Source organism: Pseudomonas sp. A1230, assembly GCF_044218825.1.
Classification (GTDB): domain Bacteria; phylum Pseudomonadota; class Gammaproteobacteria; order Pseudomonadales; family Pseudomonadaceae; genus Aquipseudomonas; species Aquipseudomonas iridis.
This window is the reverse complement of record NZ_CP162582.1, coordinates 3,165,973-3,190,320: the sequence shown is the minus strand read 5'-3', so window position 1 is coordinate 3,190,320 and position 24,348 is coordinate 3,165,973. Positions and strand designations below refer to the sequence as shown.

Genomic DNA, 24,348 nt, shown 5'->3' with positions numbered 1-24,348 from the left:
ATCAATGGTAATCTGAAGGATCAGAGATACGAGGTGCCCCAGTGTGTCCAACAACAATTTAGTTTTTCAGGCGTCTGTTGTAGATGGTTCAACCAGAGCGCTCGTCAAGGCGCAGAAACCCATCACTTTGTGGTTGACCGGGTTGAGTGGTGCTGGCAAATCTACCATTGCAAACGCGTTGGAGTTGGCTTTGGTCAAGCGTGGTCGGCACACCTATCTGTTGGATGGTGACAATGTGCGTCTCGGCCTGTGTAAAGATCTGGGATTCAGTGACGCCGACCGGGAAGAAAACATACGCAGAATTGCTGAACTGGCCAAGTTGTTCATGGATGCTGGGTTGATAGTGATCACTGCATTCATATCCCCCTTTCAACGTGATCGCGCCTTGGCGCGCGACGTAATTGGCAATGAAAGGTTTATCGAGATTTTCATTGATACGCCTTTGGCAGAGTGCGAGCGGCGAGACCCGAAGGGCCTTTATGGTAAAGCTCGTTCGGGCGTGATCAAAAATTTCACAGGCATTGATTCGGCTTATGAAAGTCCAGTGAATGCCGATGTGCGCGTCAACACGCTGGAGGAAGACCTGGACACCTGTGTCGGGAAAATACTGAACTGTCTGGATAAGCGGGATCTGGCATGAAGACTCTCGTCATCATCGGCGCGGGTTTTAGTGGGACAGTAACTGCCATTCAGTTTTTGAAGCATTGCCCGCCTGGTGTTCACGTCATTCTGATCAACCGTTCAGGCGGTATGGCCCGTGGTCTGGCTTATGGAACAAACAGCGCTCAGCATTTGCTGAATGTTCCGGTTGGAAACATGACAGCTCTGGTGGATGAACCCGAGTCGTTCCAGAAATTCTGTCAGAAAACCGACCCAGATATCGTGGGATCGTCCTTTGTGCCAAGACGGTTATATGGCGACTATCTCTCTTGCCTGCTGGATTCGGCCGTTGACAGTGCCAAAGGTATCTCGCTTCAACGATTGGCAGCGGAAGTGCACAGTCTGAGAGCGGATCAACAGGGCGCAATTGTGGAGTTGGCGGACGGTGAAAAACTACGAGCTGATCATGTCGTGCTTGCGTTTGGTCACTTCGCGCCCCTCAATCCTCAGTGTGTTGCTCCCGCTATCGCCGTGGGCTGCTATCAGCAGGATCCTTGGGATCGGGAGCGTATGTTGCCCGATGCAACTAAGCCGGTACTCCTGATAGGTGCCGGGCTGACCGCTCTGGATGTTGCGTTGGGCATGGATCAGGGCGACACACGTCCGATTTACATGCTATCTCGCCGTGGATTGCAGCCGTTGGCTCATCGTCCTCATGGCCATGTTCTTCCACCGATTGTCGGAGCCAGCGAGCGACTGCTCGACGTCGAACCTACCGTGATAAATTATCTCCGGGAAGTTCGCCGTCTTATCAAAGCGGGCGCTACCACGGGGCGTGATTGGCGGGATTACATTGCAGCTCTGCGTCCCGCGACACCAGCACTTTGGGCTCGATTACCAGAGGTCGAGAAGCGACGCTTTATTCGCCACCTGCAACCTTACTGGGATGTGCATCGTCATCGCGTGGCCCCGGAGACTTACGACCGCTTCATTGAAGCGTCTGGCAGTGGGCGTATTGTTTCACTGGCGGGACGTATTATGGGGATCGCCCCTGGCGGTGAAGGCGTGCAAGTGAGTTTTCAGCGGCGCGGTACTGATCAGATCGAACATATCGACGTTTCGAAGGTGATCAATTGTACCGGGCCCAACTCGAATTTACGGCATGTCGATGATCCGCTGATTACTCAGCTGCGCGACGAAGGGCTGCTGCAGCCCGATACCTTGGGTTTGGGGCTGCATGTTGACGAACGCCTGGCTGTTAAAAACGCTGAAGGCGATGCTTTGCCGTGGCTTTCCTATATAGGTCCAATGCTCAAGGCTGATCTGTGGGAGGCGACAGCGGTACCAGAATTGAGGGAACTGGCCAAGAGTTTGGCTTGCAGGCTTGCGGAGGACTTTCGCCATGAGCCACAAGCAAATTAGCCCCAGACATCTAAAAAAATCGTCGAAGGGGCGGCAAAGTGCCTCTCTTCGGGTACTATTCTCCCCGTACGGCAGTTAATCGCTCAGTCTCGGCTTCATGCAGATTGCCGGGCTAGATTATTTTTGTTTCAACAATGTTCAAATGGAGTTTAGAGGATTCGCATGAAAGCAATCGTTACTGGCATTACCGGTCAAGACGGCGCCTACCTGGCGGAACTGCTGCTGGAGAAGGGGTACACCGTTTACGGTACATACCGTCGTACAAGTTCTGTCAATTTCTGGCGTATCGAAGAGCTGGGCATCCAGCAGAACCCTAACCTGCATTTGGTCGAATATGATCTGACAGATCTCTCTGCCAGCATCCGTTTGCTGCAAACCACCGAAGCCACCGAGGTGTATAACCTCGCCGCGCAGAGCTTTGTGGGCGTGTCGTTCGAGCAGCCAATCACTACCGCTGAAATCACTGGCCTTGGTGCCGTGAACCTTCTCGAAGCGATCCGCATCGTCAATCCAAAGGTGCGTTTCTATCAAGCATCGACCTCTGAAATGTTTGGTCAGGTACAGGCAATCCCGCAGGTCGAGAGCACGCCTTTCTATCCGCGCAGCCCTTACGGTGTTGCCAAGCTTTACGCTCACTGGATGACCATCAACTATCGCGAGTCTTACGGCATTTTTGCGACCAGCGGTATCTTGTTCAACCACGAATCGCCACTGCGTGGTCGTGAGTTTGTAACTCGTAAAATCACCGACTCCGTTGCCAAGATCAAGCTGGGTTTACTGGACAAGATGGAATTGGGCAACCTTGATGCCAAGCGTGACTGGGGTTTTGCCAAGGAGTACGTAGAAGGTATGTGGCGCATGCTGCAGGCTGACGTGCCGGATACCTTCGTACTGGCAACCAACCGTACCGAAACCGTGCGTGATTTCGTGTCGATGGCATTCAAGGCTGCAGGCATCACGATTTCCTGGGCAGGCACTGCTGAAGCGGAGCAGGGCAGCGATGCTGCTACTGGCAAGGTACTGGTTACCATCAATCCGAAGTTCTACCGTCCTACTGAAGTCGAACTTCTGATCGGTAACCCTGCAAAGGCCAAGGAAGTACTGGGCTGGGAGCCGAAAACTACGCTGGAAGAGCTCTGCCGCATGATGGTCGAGGCTGATCTGCGCCGTAACAAGCAAGGGTTCTCTTTCTGATGATCAATGCTGGCAAACGTGCGCTGATTACGGGTATTCATGGTTTTACCGGTCGCTACATGGCGGCTGAGCTGGAAGCTCATGGCTACGAGATTGTCGGAATGGGCAGTCGGCCCTCCGACGATCACAACTATCATCAAGTTGATCTGGCTGATGCGGTTGGTCTGCGTACGTTGCTGGCAAAGATTCAGCCGGATGTTGTTGTGCACCTCGCAGCGCTGGCATTCGTCGGGCACGGTGCAGCGGATGCGTTCTATCAGGTTAATTTGATTGGAACGCGCAATCTTCTCGAGGCGATTGGTGCTTGCGGGAAGACCCCGGATTGTGTGCTGATTGCCAGTAGTGCGAACGTGTATGGTAACGCTTCCGGCGGCTTGCTATCCGAAGCAACAGACCCGGCGCCGGCGAATGATTACGCTGTCAGTAAGTTGGCCATGGAGTATATGGCCAAGCTTTGGCTGGATCGTCTGCCTATAGTGATCGCGCGGCCATTCAACTACACGGGTGTTGGGCAGGCCGAAAATTTCCTGTTGCCGAAAATAATCTCCCATTTTCAGCGCAAGGCACCAACCATCGAACTGGGTAATCTCGATGTTTGGCGTGACTTCAGTGATGTTCGTGCTTTGGTTCAGGCCTATCGCGGATTGATCGACGTGAAACCGTTGGGCCAGGTTGTCAATGTCAGCTCAGGCAACACGCACTCACTTCGTGAGGTTATCGAGTTGTGCAAAGGGTTTACCGGGCATCACATTGAAGTTGAAGTGAATCCAGCATTTGTCCGTGCCAACGAGGTAAAAACCCTGTGTGGGGATAACTCAAGGCTGCGGGAACTGGTTCCCGGGTGGGCAACGCCTCCCCTAAGCGAAACCCTGCGCTGGATGCTGGCGGCTGAATAAGTGAAGTTAATCCTTTCTGTTGAGCCAGTCCGTTTTCCACTGACTGGCATCGGTCGATATAGCTACGAATTGGCGCTGCGACTGCAGCAGAATCCCGAAATCGCCGACCTGCAGTTCTTTGCAGGTCGGCGATTTCTGCCTTCGCTACCGTCTGCCTCCGAGACATCAGGTGCGGGTTACGGTCTCAAGCGGGCAGTGCAAAAAAACTTCCTGGCGGTCGAGGCATATCGTTTGTTGATGCCGTTACTCAGGAAGCGCGCGCTAAAGGACCATGGTGATTTTCTTTACCACAGCCCCAATTATTATCTGCCTCCATTTGCCGGGAGTAGTGTAGCCACATTCCACGATCTCTCTCCCTTTACGTGGTCACACTGTCATTCGCCGCAACTTGTGCGCTATTTGCAGAGGGAGCTCAAGACTACGTTAGTCAGAGCTGATGCGTTGATAACGGACTCTGAATACACGCGTAAAGAGTTAGCTGACTATTTTTCCTGGCCCATTGACCGGATACACACAGTACCGTTGGCCAGTTCCGCGGAATTCCATCCTCGCTCTGCCGATGCCCTCAGAGCGACGCTTTCGAGGCATGGTCTTGAGGTGGGCGGTTACAGCCTGTTTGTTGGCACCATTGAGCCACGCAAGAATATCGAAACGTTGCTTGACGCTTATTCACGTCTGCCACTGGAACTGCGCAAGCGCTGGCCGTTAGTTTTGACTGGCTACTATGGATGGCGTAACGAGAGTATCCATAATCGGCTCGAAAGTGCTCGCCGAGAAGGATGGGCTTTCTATCTGGGCTTTGTGCCCAGTGAAGACTTGCCTCTGTTGTTTTCCGGTGCGCGGCTATTTACTTTTCCTTCGTTGTACGAGGGCTTCGGTTTGCCGGTGCTGGAGGCCATGAGCTCGGGCGTTCCGGTGGTGTGCTCCAACAGTTCGTCGCTTCCTGAGGTCGCCGGCAATACGGCACTCATGTGCGAGGCAGCGGACACTGTCGCGCTGACCGAACTTCTTCAGCGGGGCCTTGAAGATGAAGCCTGGCGTGCCAGCGCCATTAAGCAAGGATTGCTGCACGCGGCGAAGTTTTCATGGGAGCGCTGCGCAAGAGAAACATTTGAGGTTTACCAGAAGGTGGTCAAAGGAAAATGATCAAGGTTCTGCATTTCTTCAAGACATACTACCCGGAAACGATGGGTGGAATAGAACAAGTCATTTTTCAGATTGCCGAAGGTGGTTTGACGCACGGTTACGAGTCCCAAGTGCTCTACCTTAGCGAGCGAGGGGCTGCGCGAAATGAGCCGATTGCGCATCATCTGACACATCGCTCGAAACTGGATCTTCACGTAGCCTCTACCGGATTTTCGTTTTCGGCGCTCAAGGATTTCGCTGAGCTGGCCCGAGAGTCGGATATCGTTCACTACCACTTTCCGTGGCCTTACATGGATCTCGTCCATTTTGCGAGTCGAGTTCGCAAGCCCAGTGTGGTCAGTTACCACTCCGATATCGTCAAGCAGAAGACGCTCTTCAAACTTTATCAACCATTGATGAATCGCTTCCTCTCCAGTGTTGATTGTATTGTCGCGTCATCGCCCAATTATGTTGCAAGCAGCCCGGTATTGAGTCGCTTCAAAGACAAGGTGCGTGTTGTTCCTTATGGTCTTGATCGTGCGACCTATCCCTTGCCATCGATGCAGAAGCTGGCATTCTGGCGAGAAAGGCTGGGGGAGCGATTTTTTCTGTTTGTCGGTGCACTGCGCTACTACAAGGGTTTGGACTACTTGCTCGAGGCCGCGAGGACGACTCGATTGCCGGTCGTTATTCTTGGTGGTGGGCACCTTGAAACCGAACTCCGCGCACAAGCAGCTGAATCGGGCCTGTCCAACGTGCATTTTCTGGGGCTGTTGCCAGACGAAGACAAGACTGCTCTGCTGACGCTTTGCTATGCCTTTGTTTTTCCGTCGCACCTGAGATCAGAATCGTTTGGAATCTCGCTGCTCGAAGGCGCCATGTACGGTAAGCCAATGATTTCTTGTGAAATCGGCTCGGGTACTACCTACATCAATATTGCCGGAGAAACCGGTTTCGTGGTTCCGCCGAGGGACTCTGTTGCCTTGGCTCAGGCCATGAACAGTCTATGGAATCAGCCTGCCATAGCTGCCTCGATGGGGCAGGCGGCTCTGCGACGTTTCGAAGAGGTTTTCTCTTCAAACTCGATGGGTGAATCCTACGCCGGTATTTATCGTTCATTACTTTGATTGCTAGTCACGGTAGAAACTGCCCGCGGTATCAGCGTGATGCGCCAGGCCATGGTTCTGTTATCGGCGAGATTGCCCCTCTACTTTTATTCTCGAGTACATTTCCAAGGCTTGCAGTAGGCTTTTCAGTTGCGAGGCTGCCATGAGATCTAAAAATTACCTGATAACCGGCGGCAATGGCTTTTTAGGGAGCGCGCTCATCGAGCGATTGATGCTGGCAAAAGATTGTTCAGTTGTCGCCCCGATGCGCACTGCTACTGATGGGGTCTCTGCCGGTGTGCACGTATTACCACTTTCGGGGCTCAATGGCAGAAACGAATGGAGCGAAGCCCTTGCCGGCGTGGATGTTGTAATCCATGCAGCAGCACGCGTTCATGTCATGAATGAAGTAGTAACCGATCCCATGGCAGCTTTTCGCGAGGTCAATGTCGAAGCAACTTTAAATCTCGCCGGACAAGCCGCAGCAATGGGCGTTAAACGGTTTATTTTCATCAGTTCGGTGAAAGTAAATGGAGAAACAACGACCCCCGGACGCGCATTTCAGGCTGACGACGTACCGGGCCCGGTTGACGCCTACGGCATTTCCAAGTTTGAGGCCGAACAGGGACTGCAGCAGTTGTCACTGGCTACCGGCATGGAGGTAGTCATTATTCGCCCGGTGCTGGTGTACGGGCCGGGTGTAAAGGCTAATTTTCTCAGCATGATGCGGTGGTTGCACCGTGGCGTGCCGTTACCTTTTGGTTCGGTCCGTAATCGTCGTAGTTTGATATCAGTAGGTAATCTTGTGGATCTTGTCGTTACCTGTATCGATCATCCCGCAGCTGCCAATCAGACATTTATGGCAAGCGATGGAGAGGATGTTTCCACAACGGATCTCCTGCGTAAGTTGGCCCACGCACTGGGGAAGACGGCTGTTCTACTGCCGATGCCCGTCTGGATCATGAAAACCGTCGCTGTGTTAATTGGGCGCCGGGCGTTAACGCAGCGGCTCTTCGGGTCTCTGCAGGTTGATATCAGCAAAAATCGACAAGTACTCGGTTGGACCCCGCCGCTCAGTCTCGACAAGGGCCTTGACCTGACCGTGAAGCATTTTTTGGACACACGAAAAACATGACTTATGGATGGTTAATTCCTGTCGTCACCTGTTTATCCTTTTTTCTCACGTGGGGCTTACGTCATTACGCATTGACCCGCAGTCTGATGGATATTCCGAATGAGCGCAGCTCACATTCCGTCCCTACACCGCGGGGAGGTGGTGTAGCGATAGTTGTGGCGTTTTTGGCGTCTTTGCTGGTGCTGTGGAGCGTCGGGATGAACTCGCCAAGCACCTTGCTTGCTATCGGCGGCGCTGGAGGTTTGATAGCGATCATAGGTTTCATGGATGATCACGGTCACATCGCTGCGCGCTGGCGTTTACTGGGGCATTTTTTTGCCTCTGGATGGTTGTTGTTTTGGCTGGGCGGACTGCCCGTCGTCGAGTTGTTCGGCGCGCATTTCGATCTAGGGGTCTTCGGGCAGGTTCTTGCGCTGTTTTACCTGGTATGGCTCCTCAATCTTTACAACTTCATGGATGGGATTGATGGCATAGCCGGGGTAGAGGCGGTTTGTGTCTGCCTCGGAGCATGCCTGTTGTATTGGCTCATTGGCGCGAATGAGTTGATCTGGGCTCCTTTGTTGCTGGCCGCGGCAGTCATTGGGTTTCTCTGCTGGAATTTCCCCCCTGCAAAAATATTCATGGGCGACGCAGGTAGCGGATTTCTTGGTGTCGTTTTGGGTGGGCTTTCCCTCCAGGCCGCCTGGGAAAACCCGTCTTTGCTTTGGGGATGGCTGATTTTGCTCGGTGTGTTTATCGTCGATGCCACGTTCACGCTATTCCGTCGCCTGTTGCGGGGAGACAAGGTATACGAGGCGCACAGAAGCCATGCTTATCAGTTTGCTTCCAGGCGTTTTGGACGGCATTTGCCCGTCACGCTCGCAACAGGTCTAATCAATCTATGCTGGCTGCTACCGATTGCGGTATGTGTTACACGGTTTGGGCTAGGCGGCGTCTGGGGGGTACTGTTGGCTTACATCCCGCTGATTGTTCTCGCCATCATGTTTCGCGCGGGAGAGTTCGAAAAAAACGCTTAAGATGGAAAAGATTACAAGCCTGTTATTCAGGCTTAGAGTCAATACCCTGATCTCAAGTGCTCCAGTCGGGTCATCAGCAGTTTAAGGAGGGGGGGCAGAGGTGCTTGAAGAGTTAATGGATAAGGTCAGAGAGCGTCTCGTTGGGCTCCCACGACGACGCAAACGCCTGATTCAGGTGGCTACAGACATTTTTCTTGTTTGGGGAGCCCTGTGGTTGGCGTTCATCGTACGTTTGGGTATTGATGACATGTACAACCCCTTCAAGGTGCACGTCTGGCTATTCGTCTGTGCGCCTGTTGTCGCTATTCCATTGTTCATTCGCTTCGGCATGTATCGCGCTGTCATGCGTTACTTCGGCAATGATGCTCTGATAGCGATCATCAAGGCTGTCAGTTTGTCCTCGCTGATACTGGCGGTTGTCGTTTATTGGTATAGCAATCACGAAGCGGTCGTACCTCGTTCGATAATTTTCAATTATTGGTGGTTGAGTTTGGTCATCATTGGAGGGTTGCGGCTATGTATGCGCCAATACTTCATGGGGGATTGGTTCACTGCAGCGCAGCATGTTCCTTTTGCCAACCGAGACGATGGTTTGACCAAAGTTGCTATTTATGGCGCGGGCGTCGCGGGGAATCAACTGGTAGCCGCACTGCGAATGGGCCGAGCCATGCGGCCCGTTGCATTTATCGATGATGACCCGGGTATTTCGGATCGCTCGATCTCTGGCCTCCAGGTCTACAAGCCAAAGCATATTCCGCAGATGATCGATGTCACAGGAGCCCAAGAAATACTTCTCGCGCTTCCGTCGTCGACGCGTGCTCGTCGCAGGGAAATTCTCAACTTGCTGGAGGGGTTCCCGCTCCATATTCGCAGTGTGCCAAATTTCTCTGATCTGGCCAGCGGTCGGGTAAAAGTTGAGGATATCCAAGAGGTTGATATTGCAGATCTCTTGGGGCGTGACGCTGTTCCTGCCCAGCCCGATCTCTTGGAGCGTTGTATAAAAGGCAAAACAGTCATGGTCACAGGTGCCGGTGGTTCGATCGGCTCGGAACTGTGCCGTCAGATCTTTGCGTTGGGGCCAACGACTCTGCTGCTGTTTGAGCACAGCGAGTTCAATCTCTACAGCATTCTGTCGGAGTTGGAGCAGCGTGGTTGGAGGGAGTCGGTTCCGGTGCGTTTGCTGCCGATCCTCGGATCGATTCGTCATCCGGAAAAGTTGCTCGACGTGATGAAAACCTGGAAGGTTGATACGGTTTATCACGCAGCCGCCTACAAGCACGTACCGATGGTCGAGCACAACATCGCTGAAGGCGTCCTGAATAATGTTATTGGGACGCTCAACACTGCACAGGCTGCCTTGCAGTCCGGTGTCTCCAACTTTGTACTGATCTCGACCGACAAGGCTGTGCGCCCGACCAATGTCATGGGCAGTACAAAGCGTTTGGCCGAACTGGTGCTGCAGGCCCTGAGCCTTGAAGTGGCTCCGGTATTGTTCGGTGATAAAGCCAATGTGTCTCGCGTGAATAAAACCCGCTTCACCATGGTGCGGTTCGGCAATGTGCTGGGTTCGTCCGGCTCTGTGATTCCATTGTTCCACAGTCAGATCAAGTCCGGTGGACCGCTGACAGTGACGCATCCGAAGATCACTCGCTATTTCATGACCATCCCTGAAGCCGCGCAGTTGGTCATTCAGGCAGGCTCGATGGGACAGGGCGGCGATGTGTTCGTTTTGGATATGGGCGAGCCGGTGCGGATTGTAGAATTGGCAGAGAAGATGATCCATCTGTCAGGTTTGAGTATTCGTTCCGAACGTAACCCTCAAGGCGACATATCCATCGAGTTCACCGGATTGCGTCCGGGTGAAAAGCTCTACGAAGAGCTGTTGATCGGTGACAACGTGGCGGCGACCTCTCATCCGATGATCATGTCTGCCAATGAAGATCACCTGCCTTGGGAAGTGTTAAAGGACAGGTTGAGCAATCTGCTGAGCGCGGTTGAAGCGGATGATTACTCCCGAGTCCGCCAACTCCTGCGCGAGACCGTCTCCGGCTACACCCCCGACGGCGAGATCGTCGACTGGATCTACCAGCAACGCCGTCTCGAGCCCTGATTGTTTCACATTCTGTAACGCACGAATTTTTGACTTGAGCCCGTCATGACCTACATTTGAAGAGCAGCTTCGGAAAGCTGCTTTCTCAAATGATGATGGAGCGTCACTAATGCGTACTGGTTATTTCTATTCCCTGATGTTTGCTCTGCTCACTAGCGCCTCTATTGCGGTGGTTGCGGCGCCTGTCTCCCCGCCTGTGCCGCCAGAAGCGTCGATCGTGATCGACGCTGCGGCGTCTTCGAAAAGTGCAAAAATCAATCTCAACGAGGCCGACTCGGCAACGCTGCAAAAGGAACTGTCGGGTGTAGGCGAGGCCAAAGCCAAAGCAATTGTTGCATATCGTGAAACAAACGGGCCGTTCGCATCCGTGGACGAGTTGCTGGAAGTCAAGGGTATCGGCAAGGCGATCCTGGATCGCAATCGCGACAAGCTGGAAGTGAACTAAGCTTATTGTTCAACGCCAAGGGGCCGGTCATTGACCGGCCTTTTTGTTTTTCTGGTAAGGCGTTTGACTGAGGAAACCAAGAGCACGCCCGTCGGATAGCCAAAAATTACGGCTATCATATTGTGTTGAGATTATGCCTATAATAATTTCCACGCGCTCTGTATCAACCCGATCCAGAGGGCTATCTCTCAAGCATTCCAGGAGTCCTGTCATGAATTCTGTTGCGTCCCAAGGTACAGCTCTCGTCACTGGCGCATCGTCTGGTATCGGTGCGATTTACGCAGAGCGGTTGGCATCGCGCGGTTTTGACTTGTTGTTAGTGGCCCGCGACCAAGAGCGTCTGGACAGTGCCGCAAGCAAGCTGCGTGACGCCCATGGTGTTCAGGTCGAAGTGCTCAAGGCGGACCTGACGCAGAAGGATGACGTGCTCAAACTCGAGCAGCGTCTGCGCAGTGATTCGAGCATCAGCCTGCTGGTCAACAACGCCGGCGTTGCGGCTGACGGTCTGTTGGCCAATGCAGATTTAGAGAATCTTGAGCGGCTGATCCAGCTCAACGTCACCACGGTCACTCGTCTGGCATCGGCCGCTGCAGCGAGTTTTGCCAAGGCGGGTCGCGGCACGATCATCAACATTGCCTCGGTCGTGGCGCTGTTTCCGGAGCGTTTCAACGCCACTTACAGCGCTAGCAAAGCCTATGTGCTGAGCCTGACCCAATCGCTGAACGCTGAACTCGACGGCACCGGTGTAAAAGTCCAGGCGGTGCTGCCCGGCGTTACCCGCACTGAAATCTGGGAGCGTTCCGGAATCGATGCCAGCGGCATCCCGGCCGAAATGGTCATGGAGGCTGGCGAGATGGTCGATGCCGCGCTGGCAGGTCTGGATCAGGGCGAGCTCATTACCATCCCGTCCCTTCCGGATGCGGGTGAGTGGCAAGCCTTTGTGGCTGCGCGGCTGGTGATGGCGCCGAACCTGTCCCGCAGTTCGGCTGCCAGTCGCTACAAGTAAGTTCTTCTGAATCAGTTAGAGGTCACGCGGTATGGATCAGCGTCGAATAGTCGTCACGGGCATGGGCCTGGTTTCACCCTTGGGCAGCGGTGTTGAGGTTGTTTGGCAACGTTTGCTGCAGGGGCGTTCCGGGTTGCGCAATTTGCCTGAAGCAGTGGTCGCTGACTTGCCCACGAGTGTTGGCGGCCGAGTGCCGACTCTGGAAGAAGACGCCGAGGCCGGTTTTGACCCGGATCGCGCCACCGCGCCGAAAGAACAGAAGAAGATGGACCGCTTCATCATGTTTGCCATGGAGGCCGCGCGGCAGGCGCTAGAGCAGGCTGATTGGCATCCGGAAAATGCCTCTGATCAGGAGCGCACCGCGACAATCATCGGTTCCGGTGTCGGTGGGTTCGGTGCGATTGCTGATGCCGTGCGTACGACTGATAGTCGTGGCCCGCGTCGTTTGTCGCCGTTCACCATTCCGTCGTTTCTGGTCAATCTGGCAGCCGGGCACGTATCGATTCAGCACCACCTCAAAGGACCGTTGGGGGCGCCAGTGACTGCTTGCGCTGCCGGCGTTCAGGCGATTGGTGATGCGGCGCGATTGATTCGATCCGGTGAAGCCGATATCGCCGTGTGCGGCGGGGCGGAAGCGTCGATCGATCGAGTCAGCCTTGCCGGTTTCGCGGCTGCGCGGGCGCTGTCCAGTGGCTACAACGACACTCCACAGCGAGCCTCACGTCCATTCGACAGTGGACGTGATGGTTTTGTCATGGGCGAGGGCGCCGGCCTGTTGGTGATCGAGTCTCTTGAACATGCCTTGGCTCGTGGCGCGCAGCCCTTGGCGGAACTGGTCGGTTACGGCACCACGGCCGATGCCTATCACCTGACCGCTGGGCCGGAAGATGGCAGTGGTGCACGGCGGGCAATGGAGCTGGCTTTGGCTCAGGGCGGTATCACGCCGGATCAGGTCCAGCATCTGAATGCTCACGCGACGTCCACGCCGGTTGGCGACCTTGGCGAGTTGGCGGCGATCAAGGCGTTGTTCGGTGCAGAAAACAAAATCGCCGTGACCTCGACCAAATCCGCCACCGGCCACTTGCTGGGTGCTGCGGGCGGACTTGAGGCGATTTTCACGTTGTTGGCAATTCGCGACCAAGTGGTGCCGCCGACGCTCAATTTTGACAATCCTGATCCTGCCAGCGAAGGCGTGGACATCGTCCATGGCCAGGCCCGGCCGATGCCGATCGAATATGCGTTATCCAACGGATTCGGCTTTGGCGGTGTAAATGCCAGCGTGTTGTTCAAGCGTTGGCAGGCCTAGTCTTTGGATTGTTTGAGGTGCTCGCGGGTGACATCGAGGATGCGTTGAGCGAACTCGTTATCCGCGACACTGCGTGACAGCAGTAAGGCGCCAACCAGGGTCGACATGATGACGATGGCCCGGTCGGCGCCATTGTCACCTTCGAGGGTGTCTTCGATCTGAATCAGTCGTGCGTTGAGCACGGCGTCACTGGTTGGACTGGGTTGTCCACGCAATCCCAGTTCCGCAGAGATGGTCAGGAGGGGGCAACCTTCATGTGGCGATGTCTGATGCCATTCGGACAGGTAAGTGTCGATAAACACTTGCAGCGGATGTTCTTGGGCAAAAATTTCAGCGCATAACCCATCAACCTGGTCGCCTGCCTCTTGCAGTGCCTTTTCGACCAACTCGTCCTTCGATCTGAAGTGCGAGTAAAAACCGCCGTGGGTCAGCCCCAGCGCTTTCATCAACGGCTGCAGGCCGGTCGCACCGATTCCATCCTTGCGGAATCGTGCCGAGGCTTCCTTGATTATTCGTTGATGTGTCTGGGCTTTATGGTCCTGCGAGTAACGCATCTGGATCTCTCCGCAACAATACCCGCATATTAACCATGGAAAATTAAATGGTGACTGTACTTCTACTTCTAAAAAACACGCAGAAGGGCAGATACGGATCTGAAAAACAAACCCCGCCAGTTAGGCGGGGTTTTTTCTTTAGCGGTCTTGGGCTTCTTTCGCGTCCGCCTCGGCATTGCGTGCGGCGACGCGTTTGCGTTCTTCGTCGGTCAGTTCGACCTTGTTGGCGGTGTCTCGCAACATCATCAACCCGCCCACGATCGAGCCGATTGCAACGACAAGAATCAACCAGGCATACCAAGGCATAACGGCTCTCCTTAAAGGCAGATCGGTGGGCGAGGATTTCGCCGTTAACCGCTGCATACAACTTTTGAGCGAAGTTAACTCGCAGTGGTTCCATTCTAGGCCCGTTATGCCCGGTGCACCCGATCAATCCCTCAATGACCCGTGAGCATCGCGTCGGCCGGTGCGTTGGCACGCAGTTGGCCAGTCAGCATGAAATAACCAAACCCCACCGCCATGAAACCGAGGAATATCAGCCCGATCAGTGTGTTGAACCACGCCATCGCCACCAGACACACCACCGCCAGTACCAATGCAATCATTGGGATCAGCGGATAGCACGGCGCACGGAAGGTGCGCTCAAGGTTAGGCTCGGATTTACGCAGTTTGAACAGGCTGAGCATACTCATGATGTACATCACGATCGCGCCGAACACCGCCATGGTGATCATCGCGGCAGTGAGGGTCATGCCGCCGAGGTTGATCAGGCCGTCGCTATAAATAGCCGCGATGCCGATGATGCCGCCGGCGATGATCGCCCGGTGCGGCGTCTGGAAGCGCGACAGTTTTGCCAGCGATGCGGGCAGATAGCCGGCGCGGGCGAGGGCGAAGAACTGGCGCGAGTAGCCAAGAATGATCCCGTGAAAGCTCGCCACCAGACCGAACAGGCCGATCCATACCAGCATGTGCAGCCAGCCGGAATTATCGCCGACCACGGTTTTCATCGCTTGCGGCAGTGGGTCGTTGATGTTGGCCAAGGTGCGCCAGTCGCCGACGCCGCCGGCAAAAAACATCACGCCCATTGCAAGAAGCACCAGAGTCAGAATGCCGCTGATGTAAGCCTTGGGGATCGTGCGTTTCGGATCCTTGGCTTCTTCGGCGGCCATGGCTGCGCCTTCGATGGCGAGGAAGAACCAGATGGCGAACGGAATCGCGGCGAACATCCCGGCAATCGCTGGCGCACCGAAAACGTCCGAACCGGCCCAGCCATTGAGCGCGAAGTTACTGAAGCTGAACGCTGGAGCGACGACGCCCATGAACACCAGCAGTTCGGCGACGGCGAGCACGCAGACGATCAACTCGAAGGTCGCCGCCAGTTTCACCCCAAGGATGTTCAATCCCATAAAGACGATGTACGCACCGACTGCCGCGTGTTTCGGATCAAGCGCCGGAAATTGCACATTCAGATAGGCACCGATGGCCAGCGCAATCGCGGGTGGAGCGAAGACGAACTCGATCAGCGTCGCCAGCCCGGCGATCAATCCGCCTTTTTCACCAAACGCTCGACGGCTGTAGGCAAACGGCCCGCCAGCGTGAGGAATTGCGGTGGTGAGTTCGGTGAAGCTGAAGATAAAGCAGGTGTACATGGTCGCGACCATGAACGAGGTCACCAGAAAACCCAGCGTCCCGGCCACGCCCCAGCCGTAACTCCAGCCAAAGTATTCCCCGGAAATCACCAGCCCCACGGCGATACCCCACAAGTGCAGCGTGCCCAGCGTGGGTTTGAGTTGTGTGTTCATGCGTTTGCTCCCTGAACGGTTGGAAAGCTCGGGGGAGGGTGTGTGCAGTGGGCGTGCCATTTTGTATTGGCGGGTCGTAAAGGGCTGAAAGCTGTCGTATCGGGGATGTTCGGCGGTGGATGTTGGCATTTTTGTGCGCCAGTCGGGTGCGATGGAGTCTGTAATGCCGCCATCGCGGGCAAGCCCGCTCCCACAGGGTTTTGTGTAGACCGCAGAATCTGCTTTCACCGCGAAACCTGTGGGAGCCGGGCTTGCCCGCGATGAGGCCGGCCCAGCCAGCGCAAAACCTGGCTGTAACGAACGCATAAACCCACTCTTTACGCTTTCTTTATGTCCCGCGCGCACCCTCGCTCTCGTTCCTTTACAGCCTCCTTCCCGACAATCACTCCACACGCGGCAATACGCCGTAACACGGAGATCTTCCATGAGCGTTCTGGACGGGGTGTCACTGCTATTGGCAGTGGGGCTGTTCATTTATCTGTTGGTTGCGCTGTTGCGCGCGGATCGGAACTAGGAGCGGCTATGCACAGTTATGACTATTGGCTGATCCTCGCGTTCTTCGCGTTGGTCTTGCTGCCGGCGCCGTTCCTCGGGCGCTTCTACTACAAAGTGATGGAAGGCCAGCGTACCTGGTTGACGCCGATTCTCGGTCCGGTCGAGCGCGGCTGTTTTCGCGTGGCCGGGGTCAATCCGCAGGATGAACAAAGCTGGCAGAAGTACACGCTGGCGCTGCTGGCCTTCAACCTTGCCGGTTTCCTGCTGCTGTTCACGATTCTGCTGTTTCAGGATCACCTGCCGCTGAACCCACAGAACCTGCCGGGCCAGGAATGGACTCAGGCGTTCAACACCGCGGTCAGTTTCATGACCAACACCAACTGGCAGTCCTACAGTGGTGAAGCGACCCTCAGCTACCTGAGCCAGATGGTCGGCCTCACCGTGCAGAACTTCGTCAGCGCCGCCACCGGCCTCGCCGTGTTGGTCGCTTTGTGCCGTGGCATTGGCCGCAAGTCGAGCAAGACACTGGGCAACTTCTGGGTCGACATGACCCGAGCCACCCTCTACGGCTTGCTGCCGCTGTGCCTGCTGCTGGCGCTGTATCTGGTCTGGCAGGGCGTGCCGCAAACCTTCGCGCAGTATGTGAACGCGGTGACCCTGCAGGGCGTTGATCAAGTGATCCCGCTCGGCCCGGCGGCGAGCCAGATTGCGATCAAGCAACTGGGCACCAACGGTGGTGGCTTCTTCGGCGTCAACTCGGCGCATCCGTTCGAGAACCCGACCGCGTGGAGCAACCTGTTCGAAGTTACCTCGATCATCCTGATCCCGGCGGCGCTGGTGTTCACTTTCGGCCATTACGTGAAGGACCTGCGTCAGAGCCGCGCGATCATCGCCTGCATGTTGGCGCTGTTCCTGATCGGCGGCGCGACTTCGCTGTGGGCTGAGTACCAGCCGAATCCGACCCTGAACAACGCTGCCGTCGAACAGACCGCACCGCTGGAAGGCAAGGAAGCGCGCTTCGGCACCACCGCCACTGTGCTGTGGTCGGTGACCACCACGGCGGCGTCGAACGGCTCGGTCAACGGCATGCACGACAGCCTCAATCCACTGAGCGGCATGGTTGCGCTGGTCAACATGATGGTCGGCGAAGTGATCTTCGGCGGCGTCGGTGCCGGGCTTTACGGCATGTTGCTCAACGTGTTGATCGCGGTGTTCCTCGCCGGTCTGATGATTGGCCGTACGCCGGAATACCTGGGTAAAAAACTCCAGGCGCGAGAAGTGCAATTGCTCGTGGTCACGCTGCTGGTGATGCCGGTCGGCGTGCTGGTACTCGGCGCGATCGCCGCCACCCTGCCAGGCCCTGCGGCAACCATCAGCAACCCCGGCCCGCACGGTTTCAGCCAGTTGCTCTACGCCTACACCTCGGCCAGTGCGAACAACGGTTCGGCGTTTGGCGGCTTGAGCGCGAACACGCCGTTCCACAACCTGATGCTTGGCCTGGGCATGTTGATCGGTCGCTTCGGCTACATCCTTCCGGTTCTGGCCCTGGCCGGCAGCCTGGCAATGAAGAAAACCGCACCGATCGGCCAGAACAGCTTCCCGACCCACGGCCCGCTGTTCGTGACCCTGTTGACCGTGACCATTTTGCTGGTGGGCGGCCTGACCTTTTTGCCGACTCTGGCGTTGGGTCCAATCGCTGAACACCTGAGCCTGGGCTTCTAAGGAGTCAATGATGAATATGCCCGCAATCAAACCCGCTGCCGCCAAAGCACCGGAACAAGCGAAAACCGCGATCTCGGCCCTGTGGCGTCCGGCGCTGGTGCAAGCCTTCGTCAAACTCGACCCTCGGCAACTGAAGCGTTCGCCAGTGATGCTGGTGGTTGAACTGACCGCGATTTTCACCACGGTGCTGTGCTTCATTCCCGATGCTGATGTGCCGACGTTCGTCGCTGCGCAAATTGCCCTGTGGCTATGGTTCACCGTGTTGTTTGCCAACTTCGCCGAAGCCTTGGCCGAAGGTCGCGGCAAGGCCCGCGCCGACAGTCTCAAGGCTGGCAGCGAAGGCTTAAGCGCTCGACGCAAACAGGCTGACGGCAGCTTCCAGGTTGTGCCGGCGACAAGTCTGCGCAAGGGCGATGTGGTCCGCGTCGAAGCGGGGGAGATGATCCCCGGTGACGGCGAAGTCATCGAAGGTATTGCTGCGGTCAACGAAGCGGCGATTACCGGTGAATCGGCGCCGGTCATTCGCGAGTCCGGCGGCGACCGCTCGGCCGTCACCGGCAACACCCGACTGGTGTCTGACTGGCTGCTGGTGAAGATCACCGCCAACCCCGGTGAATCAACTCTCGACCGCATGATCGCTTTGGTCGAAGGCGCCAAACGCCAGAAGACTCCGAACGAAGTCGCGCTGGATATCCTGCTGATCGGTCTGACGCTGATCTTTCTGCTGGTGGTGGTGACCCTGCAACCCTTCGCCCACTTCGCCAACGGCAGCCTGCCGCTGGTGTTTTTGGTAGCGCTGTTGGTGACGCTGATTCCGACCACCATCGGCGGCCTGCTGTCGGCGATCGGTATCGCCGGGATGGATCGTCTGGTGCGCCTGAACGTGATTGCCAAGTCCGGTCGCGCGGTGGAAGCCGCGGGCGATGTGCATGTGCTGCTGCTCGACAAGACCGGCACCATCACCTTTGGTAACCGTCGGTGCAGCGCGGTGTATGCCGCGCCGGGCGTGACGGGCCGTGACTTGGCCGAAGGTGCGTTGTTTGCCTCACTGGGTGACGAAACTGCCGAAGGCAAATCCATCGTCGAGTACCTGCGCGGTCTGCATCCGCAACCTGAGCCTTCGCCGCAAACCCTGACTGTTGTGCCGTTCAGCGCTGAAACCCGCTTGTCCGGTGTCGACTACCAGGGCCGCATCTATCGCAAAGGTGCCGTGGATTCGCTGCTGAGTTTCATCGGCCAACCACGCGCCGATCTGGCGCCGGCCCTGTCGCGGGAAATCGACAAAATCGCCCAGAGCGGCGGCACGCCGTTGCTGGTCTGTGTCGACGGCAAATTGCTCGGCGCGATCCACCTCAAGGACGTGGTCAAGCCGGGTATCCGCGAGCGTTTTGCCGAGCTGCGCAAACTTGGGATTCGCACGGTGATGGTCACCGGTGACAACCCGCTGACCGCTGCTGCGATTGCGGCTGAAGCGGGCGTCGATGACGTCCTCGCCGAAGCCACCCCGGAAAAGAAACTGGCGCGTATTCGCCTCGAGCAGAACGACGGTCGTCTGGTCGCGATGTGCGGTGACGGCGCCAACGACGCTCCGGCGCTGGCCCAGGCCGACGTCGGCATGGCGATGAATGACGGCACGCAAGCCGCACGCGAAGCGGCGAACATGGTCGACCTCGACAGCGATCCGACCAAGCTGCTGGACGTGGTGCAGATCGGCAAGGAATTGCTGGTGACCCGTGGTGCGCTGACGACCTTTTCCATCGCCAACGACATCGCCAAGTATTTCGCGATTCTGCCGGCGTTGTTCGCCTCGATCTACCCGCAACTGGGCGTGCTGAACATCATGCACCTGAGCAGTCCGCAGAGCGCGATTCTGTCGGCCATTGTGTTCAACGCGTTGATCATCGTAGTGCTGATTCCGCTGGCTCTGCGCGGGGTGCGCGTGCAAGCGGCGAGTGCGGCGGCGTTGTTGCGACGCAATCTGCTGATCTATGGCGTGGGCGGGATTCTGGTGCCGTTTGTGGGGATCAAGGCGATCGACATGCTGCTGACGGCGTTGCACTTGGTGTGAGGCTGAAGAGCCCCTCACCCTAACCCTCTCCCGGGGGGAGAGGGGACTGATTGAGGTGTTTTTGCGAGCTACGCCGACCTGAGATACCGAGCCGAACTCAGGTCTTGAAAAACACATGGATCGGCTCCCTTTCCCCTCGCCCCCTTGGGGGAGAGGGCTGGGGTGAGGGGGAAGGAATTTCCCTGACACGCCACCAAAAGTTTGCCCAACGAATTCGAGGATTATGAAATGTCCACAATGATACGTCCGGCCCTGAGCCTGCTGGTGCTGATGACCCTGGTCACCGGCGTTGCCTATCCGCTGGTCGTCACAGGCGTCGCGCAGGTCGCGTTTCCCGAGCAGGCCAACGGTAGCCTGGTGCACGACGCCGCTGGCAAAGTCCGCGGTTCATCGCAGATCGCCCAGGATTTTGTCGGCGATGCATGGTTCCATCCGCGCCCATCGGCCGGCGCCTTTGCCACTGTTTCCAGTAGCGCAAGCAACCTGGCGCCGAGCAATCCGGCACTGGCCACCCGCGTGATCGATGACGCCAACAAGTTGCAGGTTCCAGGTCAAGGCCCGGTGCCGCTGGCGCTGCTGACTACTTCCGGCAGCGGCCTCGATCCGCACTTGCCTCCGGCGGCAATTGCCTATCAACTGGCGCGTGTCGCGCAAGCGCGTAACCTGCCGGTGTCGACCGTGCAGCAACTGCTTGATGCGCACATCGAGCGGCCGCTGGTGGGACCGCCGGTGGTGAATGTGCTTGAGTTGAACATGGCACTGGAAAAACTCTGAATCGGCGGCGCGGCCATTCGCGAGCAGGCTCGCTCCCACAGGGGACTGCATACTCCTCGTGGGAGCGAGCCTGCTCGCGAAGAGGGCCACTAGAACACTGCATAACCATCAGCAAGAGAGAACTTCAAGCATGAGCGACTCCGGCCGCGCCGACGCACTGTTAGCAGACCTGCCCCGCGACGGCCGAGGCCGGCTCAAGGTTTTCCTTGGCGCCGCGCCCGGTGTCGGCAAGACCTACGCCATGCTCCAGGCCGCCCACACTCAACTGCGCCAAGGTGTGAAAGTCATCGCCGGCGTCGTTGAAACCCACGGCCGTGCCGAAACCGAAGCGTTGCTCGGCGGCTTGCCGCAGCAGCCTCTGGTGCGCTCGGAATACCGTGGCGTGATGCTCGAAGAAATGGACCTCGACGGCCTCCTCGCCGCCAAACCGAAGCTGGTCCTTGTCGATGAACTGGCCCACAGCAACGCCCCCGGCAGTCGCCATGCGAAACGCTGGCAAGACATTCAGGAATTGCTCTCGGCCGGCATCGATGTTTACACCACGGTCAACGTCCAGCACCTCGAAAGCCTCAACGATCAGGTGCGCGGCATCACCGGCGTGCAGGTGCGCGAAACCCTGCCGGACTGGGTGCTGCAAGAAGCCTTTGAGTTGTTGCTGATCGATCTGCCGCCGCGCGAATTGCTCGAGCGACTGCGCGAAGGCAAGGTCTATGTGCCGGAGCAGGCGCGGGCGGCAATCGATGCATTTTTCACCCAGACCAACCTCACCGCATTGCGCGAACTGGCGATGCAAACGGCAGCGGCACAAGTCGATAACGACCTCGCCCAAGGCTATCGCCAAATGGGTCAGGCCGCGCCGGCGGTGCGCGGACGTTTGCTGGTCGGCATTGATGGCGATGCCCAGGCCGAGCGTCTTGTGCGTCACGCCAGCCGCGTTGCACAGCGTCGGCATTTGCCGTGGAGTCTGGTGCACGTTGACAACGGCAGCGTGCGCGACGAGCAATCACGTCTGCGTTTGCAAAGTGCTCAGCAACTCGCCGAACGCCTCGGTGGCGAAGTGGTGTTGCTGCGCGCCGGCGAGGTGGCGAAAACCCTGATCCAGCATGCTTCCGAGCGCCGCGCGAGTCTGGTGCTGGTGGGCCAGTCCCGGCCACGATTGCGCCGTCGTCTGTTCGGTGGAGGGCTGGCCGCGCGGTTGTTGCGTCAGGCTCATGGGCTGGAAATCAACGTCCTCGACAGCGATCAACAACAGGATCAACCGCGTACTCGAAATCCACTGACACTGGTTTGGTTTGACTACATGCTGGCGCTGGTCGCCACCGTGTTGGCCACTGCACTGGCGTGGGCAGTGTCGAGTGTGTTGCCGCTGCCGAACATCTCGCTGGTATTCCTGGCGGCCGTGCTGCTGGTGGCGGTACGCAGCAGTCTCGGCCCGGCGCTGGCCTGCGCGGCGTTGTCGTTTCTGACCTACGACTTTTTGTTCATTCCGCCGAATTTTTCGTTCAGCATCCAGCGCGAAGAAGACGTGCTGACCTTGCTGTTCTTTCTGTTGATGGCGGCGCTCACAGGCAACCTGGCTGCGCGTCAGCGTCGGCAATTGCAGGCGTTGCGCGACACCCAGGAAGAAACCTCCGAGCTGCTCGACCTGTCGCGCAAACTCACCGCCGCCACCGACCGCCAGGCCGTGGTCAATGCCGCCGCGCAGCACCTCAATGGCTGGAGCGATCTGCAAATCTGCTTGCTCAATCGCGACGGGCAGGCTGGCTGGAAAGTTGAAACCGGTGGGCCGCTGCAATTCACCGAGTCCGAACGCGCTGCCGCCGATTGGGCCTGGCAGCACGATCAACCGGCCGGGGTGGGCACCGGCACGCTGCCGTTCGGTCGCTGGTGGTGGTGGCCGCTGTCGGTCGAGGACGGTCCGCTGGCGCTGCTCGGGGTGTGCGCCCAAGAGGGCCAGACCTTGAGCGGCCAGCGTCGTCGTTTGCTCACCGCGCTCAGTCAGCCACTGGCACAGGCGTTGGCTCGCGCGCAGTTGGCGGATGATCTGGAGGCCGCGCGCTTGCACGGCGAAACCGAGCAATTGCGCAGTGCGCTGCTGGCCTCGGTTTCCCATGATTTGCGCACGCCGCTGACGTCCATGCGCGGCAGCATCGACAGCTTGTTGGCCCTCGGCGAAGCGATCCCGCTGGAGGATCGCCGCGAGCTGCTCGAAGGCACCCGTGATGAAGCCGAGCGCCTCGACCGCTACATCCAGAACCTGCTCGACATGACACGCCTGGGCCATGGCGCGCTGAAACTCGCGCGCGACTGGGTGTCGCCGGCCGATATCGTCGGCAGTTCGCTCAATCGTCTGCGCGCAGTGCTCGCGCCGTTGCAGGTCAGCACCGAGGTGCCAGCCGAGTTGCCGTTGCTGTACGTGCACGCGGCGTTGATCGAGCAGGCGCTGGTCAATGTGCTGGAAAACGCCGCGCGTTTCTCGCCACCCAACGGCCGATTGCAATTGAATGCCGGCGCGAACGACAACGAAATTTACTTCTCGGTCAGCGACGAAGGACCGGGGATTCCCGAAGACGAGCGGGCGAAGATTTTCGATATGTTCTATACCGCTGCACGCGGTGATCGCGGCGGCCAGGGCACCGGCCTCGGCCTGGCGATTTGTCAGGGCATGGTCGGTGCGCATGGCGGGCGAATCAGCGTTGCCGATGGCATTGACGGGCGCGGCACCTGCATCACCTTGCACCTGCCATTGCAGGCGCAACCGGGGATGGACGATGAAGCCTGAATCTGACTGCGCTACTCTCTTGCCAATCTTTTGTGTTGATGTGAATTCATGAGCCAGACCGCGACCATTTTGGTCATCGACGACGAACCGCAGATCCGCAAGTTCCTGCGCATCAGCCTCGTTTCACAAGGCTACAAAGTGCTCGAGGCCGGCACCGGCGCCGAGGGCCTGGCGCAAGCCGCGCTGAATAAACCGGACCTGCTGGTGCTCGACCTCGGCCTGCCGGACATGGACGGCCAGCAAGTGCTGCGCGAATTTCGCGAGTGGGCCACGGCGCCGGTGCTGGTGCTGTCGGTGCGCGCCAGCGAAGGGCAGAAGGTCGAGGCATTGGACGGCGGCGCCAACGACTACGTGACCAAACCGTTCGGCATTCAGGAGTTTCTGGCGCGGGTGCGCGCGTTGTTGCGTCAGGCGCCAGTGGGAGAAGCGCAGCAGGCAGCGCTGAATTTCGGCCCGCTGACGGTGGACCTGGCCTATCGACGGGTGTTGCTTGATGGCGTCGAAGTGGCCCTGACCCGCAAGGAATATGCGGTGCTGGCACAACTGGCGCGGCATCCGGGACGGGTGATCACCCAGCAACAATTGCTCAAGGATATCTGGGGGCCGACGCACACCGAGGACAGTCATTACCTGCGGATCGTGGTTGGGCATTTGCGCCAGAAACTGGCGGATGATCCGACGCGGCCACGGTTTATCGTGACAGAGGCGGGGGTCGGGTATCGGCTGATTAGCGACAACACCCTTTGAATTTTATGTTGTCCTTTCTGGCCTAATCGCTGGCAAGCCAGCT

General features: G+C 57.5%; 21 protein-coding genes. 18 read left to right on the top strand and 3 right to left on the bottom strand.

Annotated elements, in window-relative coordinates:
- The first annotated feature begins 43 nt into the window (after nt 1-43).
- The 12 genes from cysC (at nt 44) to fabF (ending at nt 13,361) form a co-directional block, all read left to right on the top strand.
- On the top strand, nt 44-640 hold the full coding sequence (gene cysC, locus AB4P97_RS14980) for an adenylyl-sulfate kinase (RefSeq protein WP_042560343.1): 597 nt from the start codon (nt 44-46) through the stop codon (nt 638-640).
- Nucleotides 637-2,022: an FAD/NAD(P)-binding protein gene (locus AB4P97_RS14975; protein WP_042560342.1), complete on the top strand. Its 1,386-nt coding sequence runs from the start codon at nt 637-639 to the stop codon at nt 2,020-2,022. The genes cysC and AB4P97_RS14975 overlap by 4 nt, the downstream gene beginning before the upstream one ends.
- A 162-nt stretch (nt 2,023-2,184) precedes the next feature.
- Nucleotides 2,185-3,216, top strand: a complete 1,032-nt coding sequence (gmd, locus tag AB4P97_RS14970) for a GDP-mannose 4,6-dehydratase (protein ID WP_042560341.1) — start codon at nt 2,185-2,187, stop codon at nt 3,214-3,216.
- Nucleotides 3,216-4,112: a GDP-mannose 4,6-dehydratase gene (locus AB4P97_RS14965; protein ID WP_042560340.1), complete on the top strand. Its 897-nt coding sequence runs from the start codon at nt 3,216-3,218 to the stop codon at nt 4,110-4,112. The genes gmd and AB4P97_RS14965 overlap by 1 nt, the downstream gene beginning before the upstream one ends.
- Complete coding sequence (locus AB4P97_RS14960) at nt 4,113-5,258, top strand: glycosyltransferase family 4 protein (RefSeq protein WP_395601279.1); 1,146 nt, start codon at nt 4,113-4,115, stop codon at nt 5,256-5,258.
- Complete coding sequence (locus AB4P97_RS14955; RefSeq protein WP_080896049.1) at nt 5,255-6,364, top strand: glycosyltransferase family 4 protein; 1,110 nt, start codon at nt 5,255-5,257, stop codon at nt 6,362-6,364. The genes AB4P97_RS14960 and AB4P97_RS14955 overlap by 4 nt, the downstream gene beginning before the upstream one ends.
- Before the next feature lie 142 nt (nt 6,365-6,506).
- Entirely contained in the window at nt 6,507-7,478 is a 972-nt protein-coding gene (locus AB4P97_RS14950; protein WP_042560339.1) for an SDR family oxidoreductase, read from the top strand.
- Nucleotides 7,475-8,494 (top strand): glycosyltransferase family 4 protein, encoded by a 1,020-nt coding sequence (locus AB4P97_RS14945; RefSeq protein WP_042560338.1) that lies wholly within the window; start codon nt 7,475-7,477, stop codon nt 8,492-8,494. The genes AB4P97_RS14950 and AB4P97_RS14945 overlap by 4 nt, the downstream gene beginning before the upstream one ends.
- A gap of 115 nt (nt 8,495-8,609) precedes the next feature.
- A complete protein-coding gene (locus AB4P97_RS14940) occupies nt 8,610-10,604 on the top strand; it encodes a nucleoside-diphosphate sugar epimerase/dehydratase (protein ID WP_042560337.1) in 1,995 nt (664 codons plus the stop codon).
- A 109-nt stretch (nt 10,605-10,713) separates the two neighbouring features.
- Nucleotides 10,714-11,049, top strand: coding sequence for a helix-hairpin-helix domain-containing protein (locus tag AB4P97_RS14935; RefSeq protein WP_042560336.1), 336 nt, complete (start codon nt 10,714-10,716; stop codon nt 11,047-11,049).
- 211 nt (nt 11,050-11,260) lie between these two features.
- Entirely contained in the window at nt 11,261-12,055 is a 795-nt protein-coding gene (locus AB4P97_RS14930) for an SDR family oxidoreductase (protein WP_042560335.1), read from the top strand.
- A 31-nt stretch (nt 12,056-12,086) separates the two neighbouring features.
- Complete coding sequence (fabF, locus tag AB4P97_RS14925; protein ID WP_395601278.1) at nt 12,087-13,361, top strand: beta-ketoacyl-ACP synthase II; 1,275 nt, start codon at nt 12,087-12,089, stop codon at nt 13,359-13,361.
- On the opposite strand, the gene AB4P97_RS14920 is transcribed toward fabF, so the two are convergent.
- From AB4P97_RS14920 to eat, 3 genes are all read right to left on the bottom strand, one after another.
- Nucleotides 13,358-13,915: a TetR/AcrR family transcriptional regulator gene (locus tag AB4P97_RS14920; RefSeq protein ID WP_395601277.1), complete on the bottom strand. Its 558-nt coding sequence runs from the start codon at nt 13,913-13,915 to the stop codon at nt 13,358-13,360. The two genes, fabF and AB4P97_RS14920, sit on opposite strands and share 4 nt — an antisense overlap.
- A 138-nt stretch (nt 13,916-14,053) precedes the next feature.
- Complete coding sequence (locus AB4P97_RS14915) at nt 14,054-14,221, bottom strand: DUF2897 family protein (RefSeq protein ID WP_080896048.1); 168 nt, start codon at nt 14,219-14,221, stop codon at nt 14,054-14,056.
- Nucleotides 14,222-14,352: 131 nt separating this feature from the next.
- Complete coding sequence (gene eat / locus AB4P97_RS14910; protein ID WP_047302406.1) at nt 14,353-15,717, bottom strand: ethanolamine permease; 1,365 nt, start codon at nt 15,715-15,717, stop codon at nt 14,353-14,355.
- A gap of 424 nt (nt 15,718-16,141) precedes the next feature.
- Between eat and kdpF the strand changes: the two genes are divergently transcribed.
- The 6 genes from kdpF to AB4P97_RS14880 all read left to right on the top strand — a co-directional run bounded on the left by kdpF (nt 16,142) and on the right by AB4P97_RS14880 (nt 24,305).
- Nucleotides 16,142-16,231, top strand: a complete 90-nt coding sequence (kdpF, locus tag AB4P97_RS14905) for a K(+)-transporting ATPase subunit F (protein WP_007899818.1) — start codon at nt 16,142-16,144, stop codon at nt 16,229-16,231.
- 8 nt (nt 16,232-16,239) lie between these two features.
- Entirely contained in the window at nt 16,240-17,934 is a 1,695-nt protein-coding gene (gene kdpA / locus AB4P97_RS14900; RefSeq protein WP_395601276.1) for a potassium-transporting ATPase subunit KdpA, read from the top strand.
- Between the two features lie 10 nt (nt 17,935-17,944).
- A complete protein-coding gene (kdpB, locus tag AB4P97_RS14895; RefSeq protein WP_395601275.1) occupies nt 17,945-20,002 on the top strand; it encodes a potassium-transporting ATPase subunit KdpB in 2,058 nt (685 codons plus the stop codon).
- A gap of 228 nt (nt 20,003-20,230) precedes the next feature.
- Nucleotides 20,231-20,776 carry a potassium-transporting ATPase subunit KdpC gene (gene kdpC / locus AB4P97_RS14890; RefSeq protein WP_042560329.1) on the top strand — a complete coding sequence of 182 codons (546 nt, stop codon included), beginning with the start codon at nt 20,231-20,233 and terminating at the stop codon, nt 20,774-20,776.
- Between the two features lie 130 nt (nt 20,777-20,906).
- Nucleotides 20,907-23,558: a sensor histidine kinase KdpD gene (locus tag AB4P97_RS14885; RefSeq protein ID WP_042560328.1), complete on the top strand. Its 2,652-nt coding sequence runs from the start codon at nt 20,907-20,909 to the stop codon at nt 23,556-23,558.
- 48 nt (nt 23,559-23,606) lie between these two features.
- On the top strand, nt 23,607-24,305 hold the full coding sequence (locus AB4P97_RS14880) for a response regulator (RefSeq protein WP_042560327.1): 699 nt from the start codon (nt 23,607-23,609) through the stop codon (nt 24,303-24,305).
- Nucleotides 24,306-24,348 lie beyond the last annotated feature (43 nt).

What these genes read in the sequence shown, in the direction of transcription:
- fabF (WP_395601278.1), top strand. Translation starts at nt 12,087, where the DNA reads ATGGATCAGCGTCGAATAGTCGTCACGGGCATGGGCCTGGTTTCACCC.
- AB4P97_RS14915 (WP_080896048.1), bottom strand. Translation starts at nt 14,221, where the DNA reads ATGCCTTGGTATGCCTGGTTGATTCTTGTCGTTGCAATCGGCTCGATC.
- AB4P97_RS14975 (WP_042560342.1), top strand. Translation starts at nt 637, where the DNA reads ATGAAGACTCTCGTCATCATCGGCGCGGGTTTTAGTGGGACAGTAACT.
- eat (WP_047302406.1), bottom strand. Translation starts at nt 15,717, where the DNA reads ATGAACACACAACTCAAACCCACGCTGGGCACGCTGCACTTGTGGGGT.
- AB4P97_RS14930 (WP_042560335.1), top strand. Translation starts at nt 11,261, where the DNA reads ATGAATTCTGTTGCGTCCCAAGGTACAGCTCTCGTCACTGGCGCATCG.
- AB4P97_RS14940 (WP_042560337.1), top strand. Translation starts at nt 8,610, where the DNA reads ATGGATAAGGTCAGAGAGCGTCTCGTTGGGCTCCCACGACGACGCAAA.
- AB4P97_RS14955 (WP_080896049.1), top strand. Translation starts at nt 5,255, where the DNA reads ATGATCAAGGTTCTGCATTTCTTCAAGACATACTACCCGGAAACGATG.
- AB4P97_RS14945 (WP_042560338.1), top strand. Translation starts at nt 7,475, where the DNA reads ATGACTTATGGATGGTTAATTCCTGTCGTCACCTGTTTATCCTTTTTT.
- AB4P97_RS14950 (WP_042560339.1), top strand. Translation starts at nt 6,507, where the DNA reads ATGAGATCTAAAAATTACCTGATAACCGGCGGCAATGGCTTTTTAGGG.
- AB4P97_RS14965 (WP_042560340.1), top strand. Translation starts at nt 3,216, where the DNA reads ATGATCAATGCTGGCAAACGTGCGCTGATTACGGGTATTCATGGTTTT.
- AB4P97_RS14880 (WP_042560327.1), top strand. Translation starts at nt 23,607, where the DNA reads ATGAGCCAGACCGCGACCATTTTGGTCATCGACGACGAACCGCAGATC.
- kdpB (WP_395601275.1), top strand. Translation starts at nt 17,945, where the DNA reads ATGAATATGCCCGCAATCAAACCCGCTGCCGCCAAAGCACCGGAACAA.
- AB4P97_RS14920 (WP_395601277.1), bottom strand. Translation starts at nt 13,915, where the DNA reads ATGCGTTACTCGCAGGACCATAAAGCCCAGACACATCAACGAATAATC.
- kdpA (WP_395601276.1), top strand. Translation starts at nt 16,240, where the DNA reads ATGCACAGTTATGACTATTGGCTGATCCTCGCGTTCTTCGCGTTGGTC.
- kdpF (WP_007899818.1), top strand. Translation starts at nt 16,142, where the DNA reads ATGAGCGTTCTGGACGGGGTGTCACTGCTATTGGCAGTGGGGCTGTTC.
- kdpC (WP_042560329.1), top strand. Translation starts at nt 20,231, where the DNA reads ATGTCCACAATGATACGTCCGGCCCTGAGCCTGCTGGTGCTGATGACC.
- AB4P97_RS14935 (WP_042560336.1), top strand. Translation starts at nt 10,714, where the DNA reads ATGCGTACTGGTTATTTCTATTCCCTGATGTTTGCTCTGCTCACTAGC.
- gmd (WP_042560341.1), top strand. Translation starts at nt 2,185, where the DNA reads ATGAAAGCAATCGTTACTGGCATTACCGGTCAAGACGGCGCCTACCTG.
- AB4P97_RS14885 (WP_042560328.1), top strand. Translation starts at nt 20,907, where the DNA reads ATGAGCGACTCCGGCCGCGCCGACGCACTGTTAGCAGACCTGCCCCGC.